The organism is Luteococcus sp. H101 (assembly GCF_038433155.1).
Taxonomy (GTDB): domain Bacteria; phylum Actinomycetota; class Actinomycetes; order Propionibacteriales; family Propionibacteriaceae; genus Luteococcus.
Window position 1 is genome coordinate 21,965 of record NZ_JBCDMW010000045.1, and the last position, 23,697, is coordinate 45,661.

20 protein-coding genes are annotated in these 23,697 nt (G+C 68.5%); 3 read left to right on the forward strand and 17 right to left on the reverse strand.

Annotated elements, in window-relative coordinates; translation table 11 throughout:
- Positions 1-47 precede the first annotated feature (47 nt).
- From nuoN to AAEX60_RS16305, 15 genes are read right to left on the reverse strand one after another with little or no spacing between them, the layout of a single operon-like run.
- Positions 48-1,643, reverse strand: coding sequence for an NADH-quinone oxidoreductase subunit NuoN (nuoN, locus tag AAEX60_RS16235; protein WP_342105016.1), 1,596 nt, complete (start codon positions 1,641-1,643; stop codon positions 48-50).
- Positions 1,643-3,145 (reverse strand): NADH-quinone oxidoreductase subunit M, encoded by a 1,503-nt coding sequence (locus tag AAEX60_RS16240; protein WP_342105017.1) that lies wholly within the window; start codon positions 3,143-3,145, stop codon positions 1,643-1,645. The genes nuoN and AAEX60_RS16240 overlap by 1 nt, the downstream gene beginning before the upstream one ends.
- 14 nt (positions 3,146-3,159) lie before the next feature.
- Positions 3,160-5,025 carry an NADH-quinone oxidoreductase subunit L gene (gene nuoL, locus AAEX60_RS16245; RefSeq protein WP_342105056.1) on the reverse strand — a complete coding sequence of 622 codons (1,866 nt, stop codon included), beginning with the start codon at positions 5,023-5,025 and terminating at the stop codon, positions 3,160-3,162.
- Between the two features lie 52 nt (positions 5,026-5,077).
- Complete coding sequence (gene nuoK, locus AAEX60_RS16250; protein WP_342105019.1) at positions 5,078-5,377, reverse strand: NADH-quinone oxidoreductase subunit NuoK; 300 nt, start codon at positions 5,375-5,377, stop codon at positions 5,078-5,080.
- Positions 5,374-6,186, reverse strand: coding sequence for an NADH-quinone oxidoreductase subunit J (locus tag AAEX60_RS16255; RefSeq protein ID WP_342105021.1), 813 nt, complete (start codon positions 6,184-6,186; stop codon positions 5,374-5,376). The genes nuoK and AAEX60_RS16255 overlap by 4 nt, the downstream gene beginning before the upstream one ends.
- Complete coding sequence (nuoI, locus tag AAEX60_RS16260) at positions 6,183-6,785, reverse strand: NADH-quinone oxidoreductase subunit NuoI (protein ID WP_342105023.1); 603 nt, start codon at positions 6,783-6,785, stop codon at positions 6,183-6,185. The genes AAEX60_RS16255 and nuoI overlap by 4 nt, the downstream gene beginning before the upstream one ends.
- Positions 6,785-8,125 (reverse strand): NADH-quinone oxidoreductase subunit NuoH, encoded by a 1,341-nt coding sequence (nuoH, locus tag AAEX60_RS16265; RefSeq protein ID WP_342105025.1) that lies wholly within the window; start codon positions 8,123-8,125, stop codon positions 6,785-6,787. Before nuoH ends, nuoI begins: the two co-directional genes overlap by 1 nt.
- Positions 8,122-10,566 carry an NADH-quinone oxidoreductase subunit G gene (locus AAEX60_RS16270; protein WP_342105028.1) on the reverse strand — a complete coding sequence of 815 codons (2,445 nt, stop codon included), beginning with the start codon at positions 10,564-10,566 and terminating at the stop codon, positions 8,122-8,124. Before AAEX60_RS16270 ends, nuoH begins: the two co-directional genes overlap by 4 nt.
- Complete coding sequence (gene nuoF, locus AAEX60_RS16275) at positions 10,563-11,909, reverse strand: NADH-quinone oxidoreductase subunit NuoF (protein WP_342105030.1); 1,347 nt, start codon at positions 11,907-11,909, stop codon at positions 10,563-10,565. Before nuoF ends, AAEX60_RS16270 begins: the two co-directional genes overlap by 4 nt.
- Positions 11,906-12,652, reverse strand: a complete 747-nt coding sequence (gene nuoE, locus AAEX60_RS16280) for an NADH-quinone oxidoreductase subunit NuoE (RefSeq protein WP_342105032.1) — start codon at positions 12,650-12,652, stop codon at positions 11,906-11,908. The genes nuoF and nuoE overlap by 4 nt, the downstream gene beginning before the upstream one ends.
- Positions 12,653-12,692: 40 nt before the next feature.
- On the reverse strand, positions 12,693-14,045 hold the full coding sequence (locus AAEX60_RS16285; RefSeq protein ID WP_342105034.1) for an NADH-quinone oxidoreductase subunit D: 1,353 nt from the start codon (positions 14,043-14,045) through the stop codon (positions 12,693-12,695).
- Positions 14,045-14,809, reverse strand: a complete 765-nt coding sequence (locus AAEX60_RS16290; RefSeq protein WP_342105036.1) for an NADH-quinone oxidoreductase subunit C — start codon at positions 14,807-14,809, stop codon at positions 14,045-14,047. Before AAEX60_RS16290 ends, AAEX60_RS16285 begins: the two co-directional genes overlap by 1 nt.
- Positions 14,806-15,354, reverse strand: a complete 549-nt coding sequence (locus tag AAEX60_RS16295; RefSeq protein ID WP_342105038.1) for an NADH-quinone oxidoreductase subunit B — start codon at positions 15,352-15,354, stop codon at positions 14,806-14,808. Before AAEX60_RS16295 ends, AAEX60_RS16290 begins: the two co-directional genes overlap by 4 nt.
- 26 nt (positions 15,355-15,380) lie before the next feature.
- Positions 15,381-15,740 (reverse strand): NADH-quinone oxidoreductase subunit A, encoded by a 360-nt coding sequence (locus tag AAEX60_RS16300; RefSeq protein ID WP_342105040.1) that lies wholly within the window; start codon positions 15,738-15,740, stop codon positions 15,381-15,383.
- A 58-nt stretch (positions 15,741-15,798) separates the two neighbouring features.
- Positions 15,799-17,145, reverse strand: a complete 1,347-nt coding sequence (locus AAEX60_RS16305; protein ID WP_342105042.1) for a geranylgeranyl reductase family protein — start codon at positions 17,143-17,145, stop codon at positions 15,799-15,801.
- A 270-nt stretch (positions 17,146-17,415) separates the two neighbouring features.
- Between AAEX60_RS16305 and AAEX60_RS16310 the strand changes: the two genes are divergently transcribed.
- Complete coding sequence (locus AAEX60_RS16310; RefSeq protein ID WP_342105044.1) at positions 17,416-18,636, forward strand: isochorismate synthase; 1,221 nt, start codon at positions 17,416-17,418, stop codon at positions 18,634-18,636.
- Positions 18,637-18,642: 6 nt separating this feature from the next.
- Here the strand turns inward: AAEX60_RS16310 and AAEX60_RS16315 are convergent, their stop codons facing one another.
- Entirely contained in the window at positions 18,643-20,424 is a 1,782-nt protein-coding gene (locus AAEX60_RS16315; protein ID WP_342105047.1) for a DUF6297 family protein, read from the reverse strand.
- Complete coding sequence (locus tag AAEX60_RS16320; RefSeq protein WP_342105051.1) at positions 20,421-21,074, reverse strand: ABC transporter ATP-binding protein; 654 nt, start codon at positions 21,072-21,074, stop codon at positions 20,421-20,423. The genes AAEX60_RS16315 and AAEX60_RS16320 overlap by 4 nt, the downstream gene beginning before the upstream one ends.
- Between AAEX60_RS16320 and AAEX60_RS16325 the strand changes: the two genes are divergently transcribed.
- Together AAEX60_RS16325 and AAEX60_RS16330 are read left to right on the forward strand one after the other, a co-directional pair.
- A complete protein-coding gene (locus tag AAEX60_RS16325) occupies positions 21,064-21,807 on the forward strand; it encodes a demethylmenaquinone methyltransferase (protein ID WP_342105052.1) in 744 nt (247 codons plus the stop codon). The genes AAEX60_RS16320 and AAEX60_RS16325 overlap by 11 nt on opposite strands.
- 10 nt (positions 21,808-21,817) lie before the next feature.
- Complete coding sequence (locus AAEX60_RS16330; protein ID WP_342105054.1) at positions 21,818-23,515, forward strand: TM0106 family RecB-like putative nuclease; 1,698 nt, start codon at positions 21,818-21,820, stop codon at positions 23,513-23,515.
- Positions 23,516-23,697: the final 182 nt, after the last annotated feature.

Here is a 23,697-nt window from a genome sequence, read left to right on the forward strand (position 1 = left end):
GGCCCGCCCCGAGGATCGGGGCGGGCCGGTTGGGGCTCAGCTGCGGGTCAGCGCAGGAAGATGCCTGCCTGCTGGGCCAGGTTGAGCAGGGGCTGGGCGTAGATGCCGAAGACCAGGGTGCCGACGGCGCCGATGATCACCACCAGCCAGGTCATCCACGACGGGTTGACCACCTCCACCTCGTCGTCGGCGGGCTCCCGGAAGAACATCACGACGATCATCCGCAGGTAGAAGAAGGCGGCGATCAGGCTCATGATGATGGCCACCAGCACCAGCCAGGCGTAACCGCCCTTCCAGGCCGCGGTGAAGGCCAGCAGCTTGCCGACGAAGCCGGCTGTCGGCGGGATGCCGGCGAAGCTCAGCAGGAAGAGGGTCATCAGCACGCCCAGGGCCGGGTTGCTCCGGCCGACACCACGCCAGGCGGCCAGGCTGGTGGCCTCGCCACCAGCCTTGCGGACCATGGTGATCAGGCCGAAGGCGCCCAGGGTCGCCAGACCGTAGGCCGCCAGGTAGAACAGCACGGCACTGGTGGAGCCGATCCCGCCGGGGGCCAGGCCATTGGCGGCGGTGTTGGCACCCAGGACCGCCACCAGCACGAAGCCGGCATGCGCGATCGAGGAGTAGGCCAGCATCCGCTTGACGTCGGTCTGGGTCAGGGCCACCAGACCGCCGATCGCCATGGTCAGGACGGCGATCAGGGCGAACAGCGGCTGCCAGTCCCACCGCGCGGCGCCGAGCGCGACGTAGAAGACGCGCATCATGGCCACGACGGCGGCGAACTTGGTGCAGATCGCCATGAAGCCGGTGACCGGGGTGGGCGAACCGGTGTAGACGTCGGGGGTCCACGAGTGGAAGGGAACCGCACCCACCTTGAACAACAGGCCCATCCCGACCAGAGCCATGCCGGCCAGCAGCAGGCCATTGCCCTGGGTGCCGAGGCTGATGGCGGCGTCGATGTCCTTCAGCTGGAAGGAGCCGGAGTAGCCGTAGAGCAGCGCGGTGCCGTACAGGAAGAAGGCGCTGGACAGGGCGCCCAGCAGGAAGTACTTCAGCGCCGCTTCCTGGCTGAGCATCCGGCGACGACGCGCCAGACCGGCCAGCAGGTAGAGCGGCAGGGAGAAGATCTCCAGCGCGACGAACATCACCAGCAGGTTGTTCGCGGAGGCGAACAGCATCATCCCGAAGACGCTGAACATCAGCAGCGGGAAGACCTCGGTGTGTTCGGCCCGGGCGGCGATGGCCTCCCGCTCCAGCGGGGAGCCGGGGACGGAGGAGCCCATCGCCGTGAACTGTGACTGCCCGGCGGAAACCCGTCGCTCGGCGAACAGCAGGGCGGCCATCAGGCCGAAGACCAGCAGACAACCCCAGACGAAGTAGGTGGGGCCGTCAACGGCGATGGTGTCCATGGCGCCGATTTCGGTGCTGCCGATCAGCCAGTTGCGCACCAGCAGGGCGCTGGCGGCCAGGAAGGTGACCGCGGTGACGATCAGCTGGGCGCCGTAGCGCGGGCCGCGCTTGCTGGTGGTCTCCACCAGCATGGCGAGGCAGGCGCCCACCAGCACCAGCATCAGCGGCGCCAGCAGCCGGTACTCCAGCTTGGGCGCGACGATCTCCAGGGGAACCAGGATGTTGAGCAAGCTCATCACTTGACTCCCTTCACGACGGGCTGCGGATCGGTCATGCCAACCTGGGCCATGGTGTCCTTCACGGTGTTCTCGGTGACCTTGAGCATCGGCTGCGGCAGGAAGCCGAGCACCAGCAGCAGGGCGACCAGCGGGGCCATCACGGCCTTTTCCCGCAGGTCCAGGTCATTGTTGGTGAAGTGCTTGTCCGCCTGCTCGGTGACCGGGCCGGTCATGGTGCGCTGATAGGCCAGCAGCACGTAGAGCGCGGCGAGCACGGTGCCCAGCGTCGAGACGGCGGTGAGCACCGGGTGACGCTGCCAGGCGCCGGCCATCACCATGAACTCACTGATGAAGCTGGACATGCCGGGCAGGGCCAGGGCCGACAGGCCGGAGACCAGGAAGAGCCCGGCGGCCACCGGGGCAACCTTCTGCACCCCACCGAAGGCATTGATGTCGGCCGAACCACGACGGCGGATCAGGAAACCCACCACCAGGAAGAGCGCCGCGGTGGAGAAGCCGTGGTTCAGCATGTAGAAGACGGTGCCGTTCATCGACTGGCTGGTGAAGGCGAAGATGCCCAGCACCATGAAGCCGAAGTGGCTGATGGAGGTGTAGCTGACCAGCCGCAGCAGGTGCTTGGAACCGATCGCCATCAGGGCGCCGTAGAGGATCGAGACCACGGCCAGCACCAACACCACCGGGGTGGCCCACTTGCTGGCCTCCGGGAAGATGGTCAGGCAGAAGCGGATCATGCCGAAGGTGCCGATCTTGTCCAGGATGCCGACCAGCAGGGTGGAGGCACCCGGGCTGGCCTGCTCCGCGGTGTCGGGCAGCCAGGTGTGCACCGGCACCATCGGGGCCTTGATCGCGAAGGCGATGAAGAAGCCCAGGAAGAGCCAGCGTCCGATGCTGCCGTCGATGTTGGCGGCCGCCAGGTCACGGATCAGGAAGCTGGGGGTGCCGTTGGTGGCATTGTGGGCGCCCAGGCCGATGATGCTGAACAGCATCACCAGGCCGCCGGCCAGGGAGTAGAGCAGGAACTTCAGCGCGGCCTGGCCCCGCTTGGGCCCGCCCCAACCGCCGATCAGGAAGTACATCGGGATCAGCGTCGCCTCGAAGAAGAGGTAGAACAGCAGCGCGTCGGTGGCCATGAAGACGAACAGGGCCAGGCCCTCCAGGACCAGGGCCAGCGCGAAGAACGCGTTGCCGGACCAGTTGCCCTCGTCGTCGCCGATGTTCCATTCGGCCAGCAGGACGATCGGGACCAGGATCACGGTGAGCAGCACCATCGCCTTGGCCATGCCGTCCAGGCCCAGGGCGTAGTGCGCGCCGATGGCGGAGATCCAGGTGTGCTCCTCGGCGAGGTCACCCCCGGTGAAGAAGGCCAGCAGGCCGAGCGCCAGGGTGACCAGGCTGATGCCCAGGCCGAGGGTGCGGCCCGCACCTCCCTTCACCAGGAAGAGGACCAGACCACCGACCAGCGGCACCAGGGCCAGCGCGGTGAGCAAGGGGAAAGTCATTGTTTCTCCTCCCCTCAGGCCAGCTGGCCGAGGATCAGTGCGAGCCCGACCAGGACCGCGCCAGCGACCATGGTGAGGGCATAGCTACGGACATAGCCGTTCTGCAGCTTGCGGACGACAGTGGACAGGCCACCCAGGGCGGAGGCGGTACCCATCACGGCACCGTCGACGACGCTCCGGTCGGCCAGGTCCAGGGCCCCCACCAGCTTCTGGCCGGGGTACATGAAGACCGCCTCGTTGAAGGCGTCGCCGTACAGGTCATTGCGCCCGGCCAGGGCCAGCGGGTTGTTGGTGGCCGGCTGGAAGGACGGGATGTCCTTGCGGAAGAAGAACCAGCCCAGGAAGACACCGAGCGCGACGACCGCCATGGTGATCATCCCGATGGTGCTCACGTGGGTCAGCGCCATGTGGTGCACCTCGGCGCCCGTCGCGGGCGCCAGCCACTCCCCGATCCAGTTGTTCATCACCGCACCGGCCACGATGCTGAGCACCGCCAGCACGATCAGCGGGATGGTCATGGTGGCCGGGGACTCGTGCGGGTGCACACCCTTGAGCCAGCGCTTCTCACCGAAGAAGGTCATCATCATCAGGCGCGTCATGTAGAAGGCGGTCACCAGGGCACCCAGCAGGGCCAGGCCACCGAAGACCGGGGACTTCTCGAAGGCGGCCTCGATGATGTGGTCCTTGGAGAAGTAGCCGGCGGTGAACGGGAAGCCGATGATGGCCAGGTAGCCCATCGCGAAGGTGAGGAAGGTGATCGGCATCGCCTTGCGCAGCGCACCGAAGTGCCGCATGTCGACGTCGTCTTCCATCCCGTGCATCACCGAACCGGCCCCCAGGAACATGTTGGCCTTGAAGAAGCCGTGGGTGACCAGGTGGAAGATCGCGAAGGCCGCGCCGATCGGGCCCAGCCCCGCGGCCAGCATCATGTAGCCGATCTGGCTCATGGTGGAGCCGGCCAGCACCTTCTTGATGTCGTCCTTGGAGGTACCGATCCAGGCGCCGAAGAGCAGGGTGACGGTACCGACGATGGCCACGGCCAGCTGCGCGGTGGCCGTCTGCTCGTAGACGTGGTGGCTACGCACCACGAGGTAGACACCGGCGGTCACCATGGTGGCCGCGTGGATCAGGGCCGAGACGGGGGTCGGGCCCTCCATGGCGTCCAGCAGCCAGGCCTGCAGCGGCACCTGCGCGGACTTGCCGCAGGCCGCCACCAGCAGGAACAGGCCGATCGCCGTCGCCCAGAAGCCGGACAGGTGCTCGGCACCCCGGTTCACGTCGACGAAGGACGAGCTGCCGAGCTGGGCCAGCATGGTGAAGATCGCCATGGTCAGGCCGAGGTCACCGACGCGGTTCATCACGAAGGCCTTCTTGCCGGCCAGGGCCGCGGAGGTCTTGTGCTGCCAGAAGGAGATCAGCAGGTAGGAGGCCAGGCCGACGCCCTCCCAGCCGAAGAAGGTGATCAGGTAGTTGTCGCCCAGCACCAGGGTGAGCATGGCCGCGATGAACAGGTTCAGGTAGGCGAAGAAGCGCCGACGCCGCTCGTCGTGGGCCATGTAGCCGATGGAGTAGATGTGGATCAGCGAGCCGACGCCGGTGATCAGCAGCACGAACAGAATGGACAGTTGGTCCACCAGCAGGCTGACGTCCACCTTCCACTGCCCCGCCTCGAACAGCGTCCACAGGTGGTTGGTGACGGCGCGCTTGCCCTCGTCGGCCATCAGCATCTCGCCGAACAGGCAGGCGCCGATGGAGAAGGAGTAGAGGCAGGCCAGAGTGGCCAGCAGGTGGCCCCACTTGTCGGTGGCCCGGCCGGCCAGCAGCAGGAAGGCCGCCACCAGACCGGGAACCGCGATCATCGTCCAGGCGTAGCGGAACATTCCGCTCGCCGCGACGGGAGTGACAATCTCGAGAAGATTCACCGATGCCCCCTCAGAACTTCAGCAGGTTTGCGTCGTCGACCGAGGCCGAGCGTCGGGTACGGAAGATGGTCACGATGATCGCGAGCCCCACCACGACCTCGGCCGCGGCCACCACCATCACGAAGAAGGTGGCCACCTGACCGTCGAGGTTGCCGTGGGCGTGGGCGAAATTGACCATCGCCAGGTTGGCCGAGTTGAGCATCAGCTCGATCGACATGAAGGCCACCAGCGCGTTGCGGCGCAGCAGGAAGCCCAGGACGCCAATGCTGAACAGGATCGCGCTCAGCACCAGGTAGTAGTTCGGGTTCATTCCCGCCCCTCCTCGGCCTTGACCGACTCGATCGCGTCGAAGGCACGCTTGGTGGGAGCACTGAGCTCCTCCGGATTGGTCACCACGCCACGCTCGGCCATCGCGTCGATCACCGAGTTCTCGGCGATGCTGCCGTCGGGCAGCAGGGCCGGGGACTGGATGGCATTGCTGCGCGCGTAGACGCCGGGGTTCGGCAGGGCGCCCGGGTGGGCACCCTCGGTGGCGTACTTGCGCAGGCGGGCCTGCACCTGGCCGGCCTGGCGCACCTTGGGCCGCAGCTGCTCGCCGTGCGCCAAGACCATCGCGGCCAGGGCGGCGGTGATCAGCAGGGCGGCGGTGGCCTCGAAGACGAAGACGTACTTGGTGAAGACCAGTTCGGCCAGGCTCGGCACATTGCCGCCCTGGGCCTTGACGGCCTCGTCCAGGCCCACCGCGTCACCGACGATGCCGTTGCCGACGGCGGTGATCAGCAGCACCGCGAAGCCCAGCGCCGCCAGCACCGACGCGGCGCGGTGGCCACGGATGGTCTCCACCATCGAGTCGGTGGTGTCGACGCCGACCAGCATCAGCACGAACAGGAAGAGCATCAGGATGGCGCCGGTGTAGACGATGATCTGCACCACGAACAGGAAGGGCGCATCCAGCGAGGCGTAGAGCCCGGCCAGGGCGATCATCATCGCCGCCAGCGAGATGGCCGAGTGCACGGGCTTGCGACCGAGCACCATGCCCAGGGCGCCGAGCACCGCCACCGGCGCCAGCACCCAGAAGGCGACCGCCTGTGCGGTCACGAGCGGGACAAGGCTTGTCATTTGGTCACTCCCCCATGGGTGGTCGAGTCCTGGTTGGTCACCCGGGTGGCGCTGGTGGCGCCGCTGGGGGCCGTGCGCACGTCGGGCTGGCCAGTGGCCGGCAGACCCAGGAAGTAGTCATCCTCGTCGTCGCCGAGACGTCGCGGGTGCGGCGGCTGCTCCATGCCGGTCAGCAGCGGGGCCAGCAGCCGATCCTTCTCATAGATCAGCACCTCCCGCGAGCGGTCGGCCAGCTTGAACTCATTGGTCATGGTCAGGGCGCGCGTCGGGCACGCCTCGATGCACATGCCGCAGAAGATGCAGCGTAGGTAGTTGATCTGGTAGACGCGGCCGTAGCGCTCACCGGGCGAGTAGCGCTCGTCCTCGGTGTTGTCGGCGCCCTCCACGTAGATGGCGTCGGCCGGGCAGGCCCAGGCGCACAGCTCGCAGCCGACGCACTTCTCCAGCCCGTCGGGCCAGCGGTTGAGCTGGTGGCGGCCGTGGAAGCGCGGGGCGAAGACCTTCTCCTTGCCCTTCTGCGGGTAGCCCTGGGTGAAGGTCTTGCGGAACATGGTTCGGAAAGTGATGCCGAAACCGGCCCACTGGTCGAGGAGACCCATCAGGCGTCAACTCCGTTCTTGGTGGTCGCAAGGTCATCCCGGTCAACGCGCTGGGCGCTCACCACGGGGTTGCTGGTGGGCAGCGACTGGCCGGGCAGCGGGGGCACCGGGTAGCCGCCGGCGAAGGCGTCGAACTCGCCGTCGTCGACGGGCAGGTCATCCTGCTCCTGTTCGCCGCCGAAGAAGAGCCAGCCGAGCAGTGCGATGGCCAGCAGGCCGAGCACGCCGGCCAAAACGACGCGGGTGGTGCCCTCGGCATTGAGCGAGGCCTTGAGCAGGGTCACGAACATGATCCAGACCAGGCTGAAGGGGATCAGCCGCTTCCACCCAATGCCCATGAACTGGTCATAGCGGAAGCGCGGCAGCGCGCCGCGGCACCAGATCAGGCAGAAGATCATGATCTGGGTCTTCAGGAAGAACCAGAGCACCCCCCACCAGCCGTGGTCCAGGGCCCCACCGAACAGGTTGAAGGGGAAGGGCGCGCGGTAGCCGCCGAAGAACAGCGTGACCGCCAGGGCGCTCAGGGTGGCCATGTGGATGAACTCGGCCAGGTAGTAGGTGCCGTAGCGGAAGCCGGTGTACTCGGTGGAGTAACCGCTGACCAGCTCCTGCTCGCACTCCGCCAGGTCGAAGGGCGGGGTGTTGGACTCGGCCAGGATGGAGATGAAGTAGAGGCAGAAGCTCGGGAACAGCACGATCGCGTACCAGCTGGGCAGCGGCACGTCCATCCCGAACAGGCTCATGTGGTGCGCCTGGGCCTCGACGATCTCGGAGGTGGACATGGTGCCCGCCATCAGGAAGACCGTGACCAGGGACAGGCCCATCGCCACCTCGTAGGAGATCATCTGGGCGCTGGCCCGCAGACCGCCGAGCAGGGAGTAGGAGTTGTCCGAGGACCAGCCGGCCAGCACCAGGCCGTAGACCGCCATCGAACCGGTGGCCAGGGTGAACAGCACCGCCACCGGCAGGTCGGTCACCATGAAGCGGGTGGTGTGGCCGAACATGTTCACCTCACCGGCCAGCGGGATCACCGCCCACGGCGCGAAGGCGCAGACGCCGGCGATCACGGGGGCCAGCTTGAAGATCAGCTTGTCCGTGCCCTGCGGGATGAAGGTCTCCTTGAACAGCAGCTTCATGCCGTCGCCGATGGCCTGCAGCAGACCACCGGGCGAGTTCATGATGGGGCCCTTGCGGTTCTGCATCTTGCCCAGCACGCGGCGCATGAACCACACGTTGAACAGACACCACAGCAGCTGCAGCATGAACACGCCGAGCACCTTGATGGCGACGATCCACCACGGATCGGGGCCGAAGATCGACGAAGACTCCAGTGGCGTCATGCCACACCTCCAACCAGTTCGGAGCCGGCGGCTCCAGCGGGACGGGCTTCCAGCATCACCCGGCTGCCGGCCGGTGCGGCCAGCGCCTCATTGCTGACGGGGGCGAGGTTGGCGGGCAGCCAGACCACGTCGTCGACCATCTGGGTCTCCACCCAGACCGGCAGCTGCGCGCTGCCGGAGGCGCCGCGCACCGTGACGGTCCCACCGTGGCTCAGGCCGTGCTGGGCGGCGGTGTTGACCGAGACCCGGGCAACGGCGGGCGGGGCGACGTCCATCAGGTGGTTGGCACCGTCGACGCCGGCGGAGGCATCCAGCAGCAGCCGCCAGCTGTCCACCAGCACGCCCGCACCGTTGTCGGCCGGGGCCGCGGCGGCGGGGGCGAGCACCGCACGGGCACCCTCCCAGTCCCCCAGCTCGGCCAGTTCCCGGCCGGCGGCGGAGGCGGTCCGCACCCCCAGGTCCGAACCCAGGGCGTCGGCCAGCGCGGCCAGCACCCGAATCTCGGTCATCGGGGCATTGTTCTGTCGGTTGACCACGGCCACCGGGCGGACGCGGTGCTCCCAGTTGAGGAAGCTGCCGGACTGCTCCTCCAGCAGGGCCACGGGGAAGACCACGTCGGCGCGTTCGCTGACCTCGGAGAGCCGCTGCTCCAGGCTGACCACGAAGCCGGCCTGCTCGACGGCGGCCCGAGCCCCGGCCGGATCGGCCAGGTCGGACAGCTGGACACCGGAGACCACCAGCGCCTGCAGCTCGCCGGACGCGGCGGCCGCCAGCATCTGCTCGGCGTCCAGGCCGGGCTCGGCGTTCAGGTGCTCGACGCCCCAGGCGGCCTGCAGGTCAACCCGCGCGGTGGCATCCGCCAGCGGACGGCCACCGGGCAGCAGGTTCGGCAGGCAGCCGGCCTCGATTGCACCCAGGTCACCGGCCCGACGCGGGATCCAGGCCAGCCGGGCGCCGGTGGCGTCGGCCAACTGCGCGACGGCGGTCAGGGTGCCGGCGGACTGGCCGGCCCGCTCCCCCACCAGGATGATGGTGTCGGCGCCCAGCTCGGTCTGCTGCGGCAGGGCCTGCACCGCCAGGGCCTCCTGGCCGGGCAGCGCGGGCACCAGCGTGGCGCCCATCTTCCGTGAGCCATTGGACAGGTGGCTGCCGACGGCCAGCACCTCCAGCTTGTTCTTGCGGAAGGCCTTGCGCAGGCGAAGGAAGATGATCGGGCTCTCGTCCTCGGGCTCGAAGCCCACCAGGACCACCCGCTTGGCCTTCTCCAGATCGGCGTAGGTGACCGACTCGTCCAGCGTCCGGCCGGCCACCCGGGCGGCCAGGAAATCGGCCTCCTCGCCGCTCAGCGGGCGGGACCGGAAGTCGATGTTGTTGGTACCCAGCACGCCGCGGGCGAAGCGGCCGTAGGCATACGCGGTCTCGGTCAGCAGCCGACCGCCGGTGAGCACGCCCACCCGGCCCTCGGCCCGCTGCAGACCGGTGACGGCCGCATCGATCGCCTCGTGCCAGCTGGCGGGCACCAGCTTGCCGTCGCGCCGCACCAGCGGGGTCTCCAGCCGGTCGGTGCCGCGGCCGTAGCGGAAGGCGAATCGGCCCTTGTCGCAGTTCCACTCCTCGTTGACCTGGGGATCCAGCCCCGCCAGGCGACGCTTCACCTGGTAGTGCCGGTGGTCCGTGCGTAGCGCACAGCCCGCGGCGCAGTGCTCGCAGGAGGTCTCGGTGCTGACCAGGTCGAAGGGGCGGCTCTGGAAGCGGTAGTCGGCGCTGGTCAGGGCACCCACCGGGCAGATCTGGATCACATTGCCGCTGAAGTAGGAGTCGTAGGCGTGCTCGCCGTCGGTGTTGATCTGGCTGAAGGCACCCCGCTCCTGCAGGTTGATGAAGGGATCGCCGGAGATCTGCGCGCTGAACCGCGTGCAGCGCTGGCAGAGCACACACCGCTCCCGGTCCAACAGCACCAGCTTGGAGATGTCGATCGGCTTGGCGAAGGTGCGCTTGGCACCTTCATAGCGGCTTTCGCCGCGGCCGTGGCTCATGGCCTGGTTCTGCAGCGGACACTCGCCGCCCTTGTCACAGATCGGGCAGTCCAGCGGGTGGTTGATCAGCAGGAACTCGAGCATGCCCTCCTGCGCCTTGGCCACCACCTCGCTGGTGGCGGCGGTGTTCACCTTCATGCCCGGCATGACGGTGGTGGTGCAGGCGGCGGACGGCTTCATCGGGCGGCCGTTGCCGCCGTCGGGGATGTCCACCATGCACTGGCGGCAGGCGCCCGCCGGGTCCAGCAGCGGGTGGTCACAGAAGCGCGGGATCTCGATCCCGACGGTCTCGGCGGCCCGGAGGATCAGCGTCCCCTTGGGGGCGCTCATCTCGATCCCGTCAATGGTGAAGGTGACCTCGTCGGGCTTGGCAACCGGTGCGGTCTTGTTGGTGTCGACGCTCATGCGTGTGCTCCAGCCTGGCCGGCGCCGTGCCGCGACCCAGCATTCGGGTCGGCGAACAGGGCGCTTTTCTCATAGGGGAACAGTTCCCAGGCCGGCGTGTGGTAGCCGGACTCGAACTCGCTGCGGAAGTGCTTGATGGCGCTCTGCACGCAGGCCACCGCGCCGTCCGCAAGGGTGCAGAAGGACTTCATCGACATGTTGTCGGTGACGTCCAGCAGCTTCTCGATGTCGCCCTCCTGGGCGGTGCCCTGCTCGAAATTGCGCAGGGTCTGCACCAGCCACCAGTTGCCCTCGCGGCAGGGGGTGCACTTGCCGCAGGACTCGTGCTTGTAGAACTCCACCCAACGCAGGGTGCTGCGCACCACGGAGGTGGTCTCGTCGAAGCACTGCAGCGCCTTGGTGCCCAGGATGGACCCGGCGCCCACCACCGACTCGTAGTCCAGTGGCACGTCCAGGTGCTCGGCGGTGAAGATCGGGGTGGAGGAACCACCCGGGGTGAAGAACTTCAGTTCGTGCCCCTCACGCATCCCACCGCTCATCTCCAGCAGCTGGCGCATGGTGATCCCCATCGGCGCCTCGTACTGGCCGGGGTGCTTGACATGACCGGAGACCGAGTAGAGCGTGTAGCCATTGCTCTTCTCCGTGCCCATGTGGGCGAACCAGGCCTTGCCGTGCTCGATGATGCTGGGCACCGAGGCGATCGACTCGACATTGTTGACCACGGTGGGTGACGCGTACAGGCCGGCCACGGCCGGGAAGGGCGGGCGCAGGCGCGGTTGGCCGCGGCGTCCCTCCAGCGAGTCCAGCAGCGCGGTCTCCTCGCCACAGATGTAGGCGCCGGCGCCGGCGTGCACCACGATGTCGAGGTCATAGCCGGTGCCCAGGATGTTCTTGCCGGCATAGCCGGCGGAGTAGGCCTCGCGCACCGCCTGCTGGACGCGACGGATCACGTGCAGCACCTCACCGCGGATGTAGATGAAGGCGGTGTGGCAGTTGATGGCATAGGAGCTGATGATCACGCCCTCCACCAGGGTGTGCGGGCTGGCCATCATCAGCGGCATGTCCTTGCAGGTGCCCGGCTCCGACTCGTCGCCGTTGACGACGAGGTACTTCGGGTTCGGGTTGTCCTGCGGCACGAAGGACCACTTCAGGCCGGTCGGGAAGCCGGCGCCGCCACGACCGCGCAGGCCGGCGTCCTTGACCTCATTCATCACGTCGGCCGGCTGCATGGTCAGTGCCTTGCGCAGCGCCTGGTAGCCGCCCTGGCGTTCGTAGTTGGTGATCTTCCAGGACCGGTCGTCCGCCCAGTTCTTGCTCAGGACGGGAGTCAGGATGTCGGTCACTTCGCCTCCTCCTGGGTGGGTGCAGGGATCTCGTCGGCGGTGGGGGCGCGCCAGCCCTTCTCCTGGGCGATCCGCAGGCCGCGCAGCGACGCCTCGCCGGCGCTGGGGCCCTCGTCGGCGCGGCCGTCGGGGAAGCCGGCCAGGACGCGCTCGGCCTCCTGCCAGCTGGTGATGGTGGCGCCGCGGGTGGACTGCACCTCGCGACCCTCGGCCAGCGCGTCGATCAGCTCATTGGCCTTGTCCGGGGTCATGTTGTCCATGAACTCCCAGTTGACCATCATCACGGGCGCGAAGTCGCAGGCGGCATTGCACTCCAGCCGCTCCAGCGAGAAGGTGCCGTCGCTGGTGGTCTGGCCCTCGGTGATGCCCAGCTTCTTCTCCATGCAGCTCAGCAGGATGTCGCCGCCCATCACCGCACAGGTGGTGGTGGTGCACACCCCGATGTGGTGTTTTCCGGCGGGGCGCCGGTGGTACATGGTGTAGAAGGTGGCCACGCCGGTGATCTGCGCCTCGGTCTGGCCCAACAGCTCGGCGATGATCCGGATGCCGGCCGGGGAGACCCGGCCGTCCACCGACTGCACCAGGTGCAGCATCGGCAGCACCGACGAGTGCGGCTGCGGGTAGCGGGCCGCGATGGCGCGCATCTCCTCCACCGTCTGGGCGGTGATGTTGGTGGACTCGTCGTCGTAGTCGATGCCGGTGTCGGCATCGCTGAAGTGGGACTGGAACTCGTGGCCGCTCATGCGGTGGCCTCCTGGAGTGAAAGACGGGAAGACAGGTACATCAGCGATCCACACCACCCATGACAGGGTCGATCGAGGCGATCGCCGGGACGACGTCGGAGAGCATGCCGCCCTCGGTCAGGGCCGGCAGCGCCTGCATGTGGTTGAAGCCTGGGTCGCGCAGGTGCGCCCGGAAGGGCCGGGTGCCGCCATCGCTGACCAGGTGCATGCCCAGCTCGCCACAGGGATTCTCGATGGCGACGTAGACCTGACCGGCGGGCACCTTGAAGCCCTCGGTCACGATCTTGAAGTGGTGGATCAGGGCCTCCATGGACTCGCCCATGATGTGCTTGATGTGCTCATTGGAGTTGCCCTGACCGTCGGGGCCGAGCGCCAGCTGGGCCGGCCACTTGATGTGCGGGTCCTCCACCATCACCGGCTGGCCCATGGTGGCCTCGAGCTTCTCGATGCACTGCTTCAGGATCCGGACGGACTGGTTCATCTCCTCCAGGCGGATCCGGAAGCGGCCATAGCAGTCCGGGGTGTCCCAGGTGACCACGTCGAAGTCATAGGTCTCGTAGCCGCAGTAGGGCTGGGTCTTGCGCAGGTCCCACGGGTAGCCGGCGGCGCGCAGCGCGGGGCCGGAGACGCCCAGCGCCATGCAGGCGCTCAGGTCCATGGTGCCGACGTCGACTGTGCGGGCCCGGAAGACCGGGTTGGTGTTGCAGAACTGGCCCAGCTCCGGCAGGTACTTCTCCATCCGGGCCACCAGAGCCCGCAGCCGGTCCAGCCCGTCGTCGGGCAGGTCCACCGAGACGCCGCCGGGGCGGACGTAGGCATTGTTCATCCGCAGACCGGTGACGGCCTGCAGGAACTCCAGGGTGATCTCGCGCTCGCGCAGCGCCACCTCGGCCACCGAGGATGCGCCCAGCTCCAGGCCGCCGGTGCCCACCGCGATCAAGTGGGAGCCGATCCGGTTGACCTCCATTGCCATCACGCGCAGGATGTCGGCGCGCTCCGGGGCCTTGATCCCCAGCAGCTTCTCCACACCCAGGCAGTAGACCACCTCGTTGAAGATGCTGGCCACGTAGTTGGCCCGGGTGATGTAGGTCACGCCCTGGGTCCAGGTGCGGTATTCCATGTTCTTCTCGATGCCGGTGTGCAGGAAGCCGATGCCGGGGCGCAGGGAGACCACGGTCTCGCCGTCCAGCTCCAGGATCAGGCGCAGCACGCCGTGCGTCGACGGGTGGTGCGGGCCGAAGTTGATCACGATCGTCTCGTCGCCGCGCTCGGCGTGCTCGCTGACGATCTCGTCCCAGTCGGCACCCTGGGTCAGGTACACATGGTCGACGGGTGCCTCACCGGGCGCCGCATACAGGTCAGTCACGGTGTCCTCATTGCTGTTGTGGCTCATCAGTAGCTCCTGCGCTGGTCCGGCGGCGGAACCGTCGCACCCTTGTACTCCACCGGGATGCCACCCAGCGGGTAGTCCTTGCGCTGCGGGTGCCCGGCCCAGTCGTCCGGCATCAGCACGCGGGTCAGCCCGGGATGGCCGTCGAAGATGATCCCGAACATGTCCCAGGCCTCGCGCTCGTGGAAGTCGGCCATCGGGTAGGTGGACACGACGGAGTCGACGTGCGGGTGGCCGTCCGGCAGGGCAACCTCCAGCCGCAGCCGACGGTTGTGGGTGATGGACAGCAGCTGGTAGACGACGTGCAGTTCCTCGCCCGTCTGCTGCGGGTAGTGCACGCCGCTGATCACGGTGCACACCTCGAAGCGCAGGGCCGGGTCGTCACGCAGCTGGCGGCAGACCGCGGCAATCGCCTCGGGCCGGACGAACAGGGTCAGCTCGTCCCGGTCCACGATCACCCGGCCGGTGGAGTAGCCCGGGACCCGGGCCTCCAGGGTGTCGGCCACCTCGTCGAACCAGCCGCCGAAGGGGCGCTGGGCCACGCCGGGCCACTCGACGGTGCGGTTCATCCCGGCATAGCCGGAGGTGTCCGGGGACCCCTTGCCCCACATCCCCTGGCTCTGCTTGAGCACATAGGCACCCTGATGGGTCTGCTGACCGGCGACGTCCAGCTGGCCCGAGGGCTGCGCGTCCTCCCGCTCGACGCCCGCCTTCGGCGCCGCCTCGGGATCGGTGACGGGTTCGTTGATGGTCTTGTCCTCGCTCATCGCATGAGGCCCTTCATCTCATGGGTGGGGGTGGCCACCAGGGCGGCCTGCTCGTCGCGCTCCTGCTTGCGCTTCATGTCGCCCAGCAGCGGGTAGTGCTGGATGTCGGCACGCAGCTTGAAGATGGCGTCGATCAGCTGGTCCGGGTTGGGCGGGCAGCCGGGCAGGTAGTAGTCCACCGGCACGATGTGGTCCACACCCTGCACAATGGCGTAGTTGTTGAAGATGCCGCCGGAGCTGGCGCAGGCACCCATCGAGATCACCCACTTGGGGTTGGGCATCTGGTCGTAGAGCTGGCGCACCACGGGGGCCATCTTCTGGCTCAGCCGGCCGGAGACGATCATCAGGTCGGCCTGGCGGGGCGAGGCGCGGAAGACCTCGTGACCCCAGCGGGCGGCGTCATGCCGCGGGCCGCCGTAGCTGATCATCTCGATGGCGCAGCAGGCCAGGCCCATGGTCAGCGGCCAGAAGGAGGTCTTGCGCAGCCAGCCGACCACGGCCTCGGAGGAGGCGAGCAGGACGCTGCCGTCTTCTTCGTTGCTCATGTTGGTATCCCTTCGTTCGGCTGGGGTCAGTCCCAGTCCAGGCCGCCGCGGCGGTAGACGTAGAAGTAGGCGATGAAGACGGTCAGCATGAACAGCAGCATCTCGACGACGGCGAAGGTGCCCAGCTTGTTGAAGGAGACCGCCCACGGGTAGAGGAAGACGATCTCGATGTCGAAGATGATGTAGAGCATCGCGATCACGTAGTACTTCACCGGGAAGCGGCCGCCGCCCTTGGCCTGCGGCGTCGGGTCGATGCCGCACTCATAGGTCTCCAGCTTGGTGCGGTTCGGCTGCGTGGGGCTGAACAGCAGGTTCAGTGCCACCATCACCAGCACGAAGACGGCGCCCAAGGCTGCCAGACCGGTGATCGCAATGTAGGGATTCATGCCCTTGCGCCCTTCCTGAGGTGTACTTGCTTCATTCTTTCCCGATCTTGCCCGTTCGTCATGCCTTGGGGGCCAGCCGGGTCAGCGTGTTGATGATGTGGTCGTCCAGGTCGCCGCCGCGCGCATCGGTGAGATTGGCCAGCAGCTTGTGCACCAGCCGCATCAGACGCTTGCGGGGAAGGCCGTACTTGATGCAGACGTGCATCACAGCGGGCTTGCCGATCAGCCAGGCGAAGACGTGGCCGAGCCGGAAATATCCACCGAAACTTCCTTCCAAACGCGAACTGTATCCGGCCAGTGCGCGCTCGGCGGCGGCGGTCCCCATTCCTTGGGCGTGAGCAGCGGCGATGGCATCAGCGGCCAGCTCGGACGCCTCCAGCGCGTAGTCGATCCCCTCGCCATTGAACGGGTTGACCATGCCGCCGGCGTCGCCCACCAGCAGCAGGCCCCGGGCATAGGCGGGCTTGCGGTTGAAACCCATCGGCAGCGCGGCACCGCGGATCGGGCCCAACCGGTTCTGTTCGGTCAGTTCCCACTCCGGCGGGGTGGCCGCCAGCCAGGTGCGCATCAGGTCCTTGTAGTCGGTCTTGCCGAAGGCATCGGAGCTGTCCAGCATGCCCAGACCGACGTTGACGATGGTGTTGCCCTGGGCGTCGGTGCCCATCGGGAAGATCCAGCCGTAGCCGGGCAGCACATTGGACTTGCCGGGCTCGCCGTCCCACAGTTCCAGCCAGGACTCCATGAAGTCATCGGCCCCGCGGGGGCTCTTGTAATAGGCCCGGACGGCGACGCCCATCGGGCGCCGGTCCAGCTTGTGCACGCCCATCGCCACGCCCAGGCGCGAGCTCACGCCGTCGGCCGCCACCACGACGGGGGCCAGCCAGCGCCGGCCGTCCTTGGTGGTGACGCCGATGATCCGGTCATTGCGCTCGTCCAGGATCGGGGCGTTGACGGTGGCGCCCTCCACCAGCTCGGCGCCCAGGCTGGCGGCATGCCGGGCCAGCTTCTCGTCCAGGTCCATCCGGGCGCAGGTCAGGCCGAAGTTGGGGAAGTCGCTCAGGTCCGGCCAGGGCATGAACAGGTCCTTGCCATTGGCCGCGGTCAGGTCCCCGCCGTAGATCTTGAGCCCCTTGTTGCGGTGGAAACCGTTGGCTTCGCTGATGTCCATGCCCAGCTTGACCAGGGCACGCACCGCGCGCGGGGTGAGTCCGTCGCCACAGATCTTGTCCCGCGGGAAGGTGGCCTTCTCCAGCAGCACCACGTCCAGACCGCGTCGGGCCAAGTGGGCGGCCGTGCCGGAGCCACCGGGGCCGGCCCCCACGACGATCACATCGGCATGGCGCTCGGTGCTGGCGGGGCGGCTTTCGGGGTCACGGGCAGGCCCGAACGAAGCCGGCTGCGACATTGTGACTCCTGACAGTTGACCCCCGGGCCGAGTGACACCGATCCGCACTACGACAGGTCCTCGGGGGCCTTACCGGGCAGAGTCTAGGGCCTAGCCGAGGACGAACCCAAGCTGCCACCCCGCCCGCGACAATTCCGCACTGACAAGGTCAAACGAGAGCCATTTAGGCAACATTCAAGTTGCGCAATTGGTGGTGGTTGCGCCGTTGACCAGCTCCACGCCGCAATTGGGTACCATGCTGCGGTGATTGTGAACCCGGGATCCGAACGCTTGCGTGCACGCACTGTCTCCATTCCGGACCCGGGGAACCTGGAGCGCTTCCTTCCGGACGGCAAGGCACAGGTCTTCCTGCGGCGTGGCGACGGGGTGGTCGGGATCGGTGAGGTGGCGCGGTTCACCACCGACTCGCTGGCCGCCGCCGACGTCTGGTGGGGCGAGTTCGTCGCCTCCCTGGAGAACGAGACCGAACTCCCGGGCGTCTCCGGCACTGGCCCGGTGGCCTTCGGTTCCTTCAGCTTTGACCAGGACCATTCCGATGAGCCATCGGTGCTGATCGTCCCCGAGGTCGTCATCGGCCGGCGCCGGGGCCAGGCCTGGATGACCCGGATTGGCCACGGCACCGTGACCGACCTGATGCCCGCGGTGCAGCCGGACCCGGTGGGCCCCGGCACCGTCGAGCTGCGCGACGGCAGCCTGGACTCCGAGACCTGGCAGCAGGGCGTGGCCGAGGCCGTCGCCATGATCAAGCGGGGCGAGGTGAGCAAGGTGGTGCTGGCCCGCGACATCGTCGCCCGGGCGGAGCACCCCATCGACCCGCGCTGGCTGGTGAACCAGCTGGTCAACCGTTACCGGGACTGCTGGACCTATCTGGTGGACCGCACCGTTGGCTCCTCCCCCGAGATGCTGGTGCGCACCGAGGGGGGCCTGGCCACCTCCCGGGTGCTGGCCGGCACCATCCGTCGCCCCTATGCCGCCGATCCGTCGGAGCTGGCCACGGTGCTCACCGGCTCCATGAAGGACCTGCGGGAGCACGAGTACGCCGTGGAGAGCGTGGCCGCAGGCCTGGAGGGCTGGTGCACCGGCATGAACGTGCCCGACGCTCCTTATGTGCTGGAACTGCCCAATGTGCTGCATCTGGCCACCGACATCACCGGCGTCGTCCGGGAGGGCACCTCCTCACTGGCCCTGGCGGCCGCGCTGCACCCGTCGGCGGCGGTCTGCGGCACGCCTACCCAGAAGGCGCGCGAACTGATCGCCGAGCTGGAGCACCTGGACCGCGGCCACTATGCCGGGCCGGTGGGCTGGATTGACAGCTCCGGCGACGGCGAGTGGGCCATCGCCCTGCGCGGCGGCCAGCTGTCCGGCGTCGACGAACGGGAGATGCACCTCTACGCGGGCTGCGGGATCGTGCGCGAGTCCGTGCCCGAAGAGGAGGTGGCCGAGACCATGGCCAAATTCACCCCGATGCGCCAGGCCCTCACCGGGGAGTGAACCCGGTCAACGCTTGCGCCGCACCACCTTCCTGGGCTGCTGGCGCTGCCCCGGCCCCTGCTTGGCCGCCCCCTGCTTGGTCCCGGCCTGCTTGACGGCAGTGGCACCGGATGGCTTGCCGGGCTGCTTGGGGGCGACGACCTTCTTGGCGGCCGGCTTGTCCGGCTGCTTCTGACCGGTGCGCTCGGCCTTGGCCTCAGCCAGCTGGCGCTTCTGCTCCTCCTGCTGCTCCAGCAGAGCCTGCTGGTCAATCCCGCCCATCCGCAGGATGCTGAACGCCACCGCGGCCAGCACCAGCGAGATCCAGGGGCTGAAGCCCAGCACCACGGGCAGGGTGATCAGGGCCACCATGTCGAAGCCACGCACCAGGTTCAGGGCCAGGCCGGGGGGCATCGCACCGGCGCTGGTGGACAGCATCGGGGCGGAGTAGTCGGCGGGTTTGGCGGAGACCCAGCGCACGGCGGCCACCAGACCCGCCACCGCGCAGACAACGCTGACCAGCAGGCTGCGGGTGGGATCGTGCTGGGCCTCGGTGCCCAGACCGAGGAAGGCCGGCACCACGGCCAGCCCCCACAGCGCGGTCAGCACGGCCGGGACAATGGTGGTGGCCGTGTGGATCTCCGCGGTGCTCCACGGCAGGCTGCGGGCCAGCCCCTTGGTGCGGCTGAGCACCCGCAGGCTGCCGAAGCACGGAATCAGGGCGGCCATCAGCACCAGGGCCGAGATGGCCACGTTCAGCGAACCCAGACCCAGCGCCTGGACGGCATAGGGCACCACGACGCTGACCGCCAACAGGGCCAGCGGCTTGGGGAAACGCACCAGCCGCTGGGCGTCGCGCCAGACCAGCGCCTGGATCCCGGTGCCGCGGCCCCGGGCGGGCTTGACCGAGCCGCGCTGCAGCGCCTCCCGCTCCACCAGGATGTCGCGCATCAGGCCGAAGTCCAGAGCGAACATGGCACCCTGCATGCCGCTGGCCAGCGAGCCACCGGAAAGCAGCCGGGCACGCCGGATTCGGCCCAGCCGGGTGCGGGCCACCAGGCCGGCCGCGATGGCCAGCACCAGCCCGATCCCCGCGGTCAGCAGGGTCAACTGCAGCGTGCGGTCATTGCCGATGTGGATCGACGCCTGGCCGGTGGCGGTGGCCACCACGGCCAGCAGCGTGGCGACACCGGCCAGCGACGCGGCCAGGTGCAGCGTCCGCACGGTCCAGGAGCGCTCGGCCCCCTGCTCCGCGGCGGCCAGGGCCACCAGGCCGGCGGCGCCCAGACCTGTCGCGCCGGCCCAGGTCAGCACATTCAGGCCGGGGGAACCGGTCAGGGCCGCCACCAGGGCGCCCATCGCGGCCCCCAGGGCCAGGGCCAGACCGATGGCCAGGACCAGGCGGTTGGCCAGCAGCCGGGCCCGGCGGACCGGCGCGTCCATCAACCAGAAACCTTCCGCGGCCGAGGCCAGCACCGGCCCGAACAGCCGGCAGGCGGCCAGGGTGAGGGCCAGCGAGCCGAACAGGGCCGCCCAGGGCAGCAGGCCGCGGGCGGACAGGCACGCGCCGGTACCGCAGGTGCTGGCCACCCGCTGGGCACTGATGATCACGTTGATCACCATGGCGGCGATCATCACCACGGTGAAGACCGCGATGTAGGCGTCCGACAAGGCCTGACGCAGGTTGCGGGTGGCGCGGCCCTGGCGCCAGTCCTTCATCAGCAGCAGCAGCTGCTTCTCGTCGGCCTCGAACTGCGGGCGCAGGGGTTCGGCGAACTCGCCCTCGACAGCGTCGATGGTGGCGGTCATCCGCGCGGCCCGCCCAGCTCCACCTCGCGGGCCCGCAGGGCGGCCACCAGGCTGGGTTCGTGGGAGGCCATCACGATCGCCAGACCTTGGTCCAGGTCGGCCCGCAGGCGTTGGCCCAGCCACGCGATCCCCTCGACGTCGAGGCGCTGCTCCGGCTCGTCCAGCACCAGGAGCTTGCGGGGGCGGACGAAGGCGGTGGCCAGGGCCAGCCGTCGCCGCTGGCCGGAGCTCAGGGTGCCGGGCAGCTGGCCGGACTGGGGCACCAGCTGCACCTCCTCCAGCACCTCGTCCACCAAGGCGTCGGGATCGGCCTCGCCATGGGCACGGGCCAGCAGGTCCAGGTGTTCCACGACGGACAGGTCCGGGAAGAAGTCCAGGTCATCGATCACGGTGGCCACATTGCGCCGGATGTCCGGATTGGTCTCCCGCATCGGCATCCCGCAGACCTCGACCGTGCCCTCGGTGGGCCGGTCGGCACCGATGATGCAGCGCAGCACGGTGGACTTGCCGGCACCATTGCGCCCGGTCAGGGCGATGGCCTCGCCCTCCCCCACCTCCAGGTTGAAGTTGTCGACGATCACGTGCTCGCCGTAGGACTTGGTGAGGTTGGAGACCTTCAGGACGGTCTTGCGTTTGGCCATGGGCTCCATTCTGCGCCATCGGCGCGGGGTGTGGAAAAATGGCCGGGTGTTCGAGACCCGTGCCACCCTTGCCAAGCGACGCGCCGACGTTGCCCAGATGTTCGACGGCGTGGCCCAGCGCTACGACCTGATGAACGACGTGATGACCTTCGGGCTGCAGCGCCAGTGGCGCCGTGACACCGTCGAGGCCGTCGACCCGAAGCCGGGCCACCGGATCCTGGACCTGGCCGGCGGCACCGGCACGTCGGCCGCCACCTTCGCCGAGCGCGGCGCGGAGGTCTTCCCCACCGACCTCAGCCTGGGGATGCTGCGGGTGGGCCGGCAGCGCCAGCCGGGCCTGCAGTTCGTCGCCGGGGACGCCCTGCAACTCCCCTTTGCGGACAACACCTTCGACACGGTGACCATCAGCTATGGCCTGCGCAATGTGGAGGACACCCGCGGTGCCCTGACCGAGATGCTGCGGGTCACCAAGCCGGGGGGGCAGGTGGTGATCTGCGAGTTCAGCCGCCCCACCAACCGGGCCTTCGCCTTTGTCTACGAGCAGTGGCTGCCGCGGATGATCCCCCTGCTCACCAAGGCCGCCAGCAATCCGTCGGCCTATGAGTACCTGTTCGAGTCCATCCTGGCCTGGCCCCCGCAGGAGCAGCTGGCCGAGCTGATGAGCCAGGCCGGTTGGCAGGCCGTCGGCTGGCGCAACCTCAGCCAGGGAATCGTCGCGCTGCACCGCGGTTGGAAGGCTTGAGGCACGCCTGATGGCGATCATCCTGGACCCCTACGCGGCGCGGTCCTGCCCGGTCAAGACGCAGAACCGGTTCGATCCGCTGATGGAGACCCCGCAGAGCCCCCCCGATGAGGCGCTGCAGGAACTGTTCGCCGGTGGCAAGGCCTACGAGGACGAGGTGCTGCACACCTTCTCCCGCAGCGCCGGAGCGCTGGACCTGCGGGAGATCGACGACCGGCAGGAGTCGCAGCGGCTCACGCTGGAAGCGCTGGCGGAGGGCCGTCCGGTGGTGATCGGCCCGCGTCTCCCGATCGACGTCGTCGGCCACCGCAAGGGCCAGCCCGACGCCCTGGTGCGCGGCGCCGACCAGGCCGATGGCCGCCCCGGCTACCGCCCGGTGGAGGTCAAGCGCCACCGGGTGCTGGAGATCACCCATGCCGAATGGCCCTGCCGATTCAGCCGGCTCAGCTCCCCCGCCGAGGACTTCGAGCGGGTGGGCTTCACCTTCCGCGCCTCCCGCGAGGGCGACCTGCTGCAGATGGTGCACTACTGGCGGCTGGTGGAGGCCGCCGGATTTGCCGCCGGGGGCGCCCCGACGGCGGGCGTGGTGGGCACCGACCAGCCCTTCTCCCCACACCAGCCGGTGATCAGCTGGGTGGACCTGTCCCGCAAGTTCCTGCGCACCTTCTCCCGCACCGCTGCCAGCGGGTGGCGGTTGCGCAGCGCCCTGGAACGCTATGACCACGAGTTCGGCTTCCGGGTGAAGGTGGCCGAGGTGGCCAGCCGTCGCACCGGGCAGGACGACGACCCGCGGCCGATGGTCTCCCCGATCGTGGTCCGGGAATGTGACCACTGCACCTGGTGGGAGGCGTGCAAGCCGCAGCTGCGTGACGACGACCTGAGCCTGCGGATCAGCAAGTCCCCCCTGGATGTGCGCGAGATCAGCGTCCTGCGCAGCCGCGGGATCAACACCCTGGCGGACCTGGCCGGCACCGACGTCGAGGCGCTGATGGAGAGCTACCTGCCGGAGGTGGCCCACCGGCCCGGAGCCGAGTCCCGGCTGCGGCTGGCGGCCCGCCGGGCGTCGCTGATGCTGGCCGGGGTGGAGCTGGAAAGGCTGAACTCGGACCCGATCGAGCTGCCCGAGGTGAGCCTGGAGATCGACTTCGACATCGAGACCTCCGCCGGGGACCGGGTCTACCTGTGGGGCTTCCTGGTGGATGACCGGACCAGCGGCAATCCCCCCTTCTACAAGGCCATCTCCCGGTTCGAGGAGCTGGACAATGCCACGGAGGAGGAGCTGGCCGCCGAGGCGATCGGCTGGCTGGACCGGGTCACCACCGAGCGGCCGGACGCGCTGGTCTACCACTACTCGGACTATGAGGTGGTGCACCTGATGCGGCTGGCCAAACGGTTGGGCGATCCGGCGGTGCTGGCCGCCGCCAACCGCGTGCGCACCCATCTGGTGGACATGTTCACCCTGATGAAGGGGCAGTTCTTCGGCACCAACGGTCTGGGGCTGAAGGTGGTGGCCCGCTCCGGGCCCGGTTTTGAGTGGCGCGACGACGACCCGGGGGGCCTGAACTCCCAGAAGTGGTTCCGCGATGCCGTCACCGGGCCCGATGAGCTGACCCGCACCGAGGCCACCACCCGGGTACTGGAGTACAACGAGGACGACGTGCGGGCCACCCACCAGCTGCGCGGCTGGCTGCGCGGCCTGGACGATTGAGGTCATCCTTGCTGAGAACAGATGCAGGATGACCCCCTGACGCAATAGTTGCGTTGGGGGGTGTCCCTATGTTCCTCGTCAAGCGGCGAGGGGCATGAGTGGGGGTTCCGGTGCCGGGGCGGGTGCCCGGTAGGGCTCCCGGTTCTTGAGCATGGCGAACAGGACATCACAGCGGCGGCGGG

Coding starts and splice junctions, on each gene's coding strand:
- nuoN (WP_342105016.1), bottom strand. CDS start 1,643: ATGAGCTTGCTCAACATCCTGGTTCCCCTGGAGATCGTCGCGCCCAAG.
- AAEX60_RS16240 (WP_342105017.1), bottom strand. CDS start 3,145: ATGACTTTCCCCTTGCTCACCGCGCTGGCCCTGGTGCCGCTGGTCGGT.
- nuoL (WP_342105056.1), bottom strand. CDS start 5,025: ATGTTCCGCTACGCCTGGACGATGATCGCGGTTCCCGGTCTGGTGGCG.
- nuoK (WP_342105019.1), bottom strand. CDS start 5,377: ATGAACCCGAACTACTACCTGGTGCTGAGCGCGATCCTGTTCAGCATT.
- AAEX60_RS16255 (WP_342105021.1), bottom strand. CDS start 6,186: ATGACAAGCCTTGTCCCGCTCGTGACCGCACAGGCGGTCGCCTTCTGG.
- nuoI (WP_342105023.1), bottom strand. CDS start 6,785: ATGGGTCTCCTCGACCAGTGGGCCGGTTTCGGCATCACTTTCCGAACC.
- nuoH (WP_342105025.1), bottom strand. CDS start 8,125: ATGACGCCACTGGAGTCTTCGTCGATCTTCGGCCCCGATCCGTGGTGG.
- AAEX60_RS16270 (WP_342105028.1), bottom strand. CDS start 10,566: ATGAGCGTCGACACCAACAAGACCGCACCGGTTGCCAAGCCCGACGAG.
- nuoE (WP_342105032.1), bottom strand. CDS start 12,652: ATGAGCGGCCACGAGTTCCAGTCCCACTTCAGCGATGCCGACACCGGC.
- AAEX60_RS16285 (WP_342105034.1), bottom strand. CDS start 14,045: ATGAGCCACAACAGCAATGAGGACACCGTGACTGACCTGTATGCGGCG.
- AAEX60_RS16290 (WP_342105036.1), bottom strand. CDS start 14,809: ATGAGCGAGGACAAGACCATCAACGAACCCGTCACCGATCCCGAGGCG.
- AAEX60_RS16295 (WP_342105038.1), bottom strand. CDS start 15,354: ATGAGCAACGAAGAAGACGGCAGCGTCCTGCTCGCCTCCTCCGAGGCC.
- AAEX60_RS16300 (WP_342105040.1), bottom strand. CDS start 15,740: ATGAATCCCTACATTGCGATCACCGGTCTGGCAGCCTTGGGCGCCGTC.
- AAEX60_RS16305 (WP_342105042.1), bottom strand. CDS start 17,145: ATGTCGCAGCCGGCTTCGTTCGGGCCTGCCCGTGACCCCGAAAGCCGC.
- AAEX60_RS16315 (WP_342105047.1), bottom strand. CDS start 20,424: ATGACCGCCACCATCGACGCTGTCGAGGGCGAGTTCGCCGAACCCCTG.
- AAEX60_RS16325 (WP_342105052.1), top strand. CDS start 21,064: ATGGGCTCCATTCTGCGCCATCGGCGCGGGGTGTGGAAAAATGGCCGG.
- AAEX60_RS16320 (WP_342105051.1), bottom strand. CDS start 21,074: ATGGAGCCCATGGCCAAACGCAAGACCGTCCTGAAGGTCTCCAACCTC.
- AAEX60_RS16330 (WP_342105054.1), top strand. CDS start 21,818: ATGGCGATCATCCTGGACCCCTACGCGGCGCGGTCCTGCCCGGTCAAG.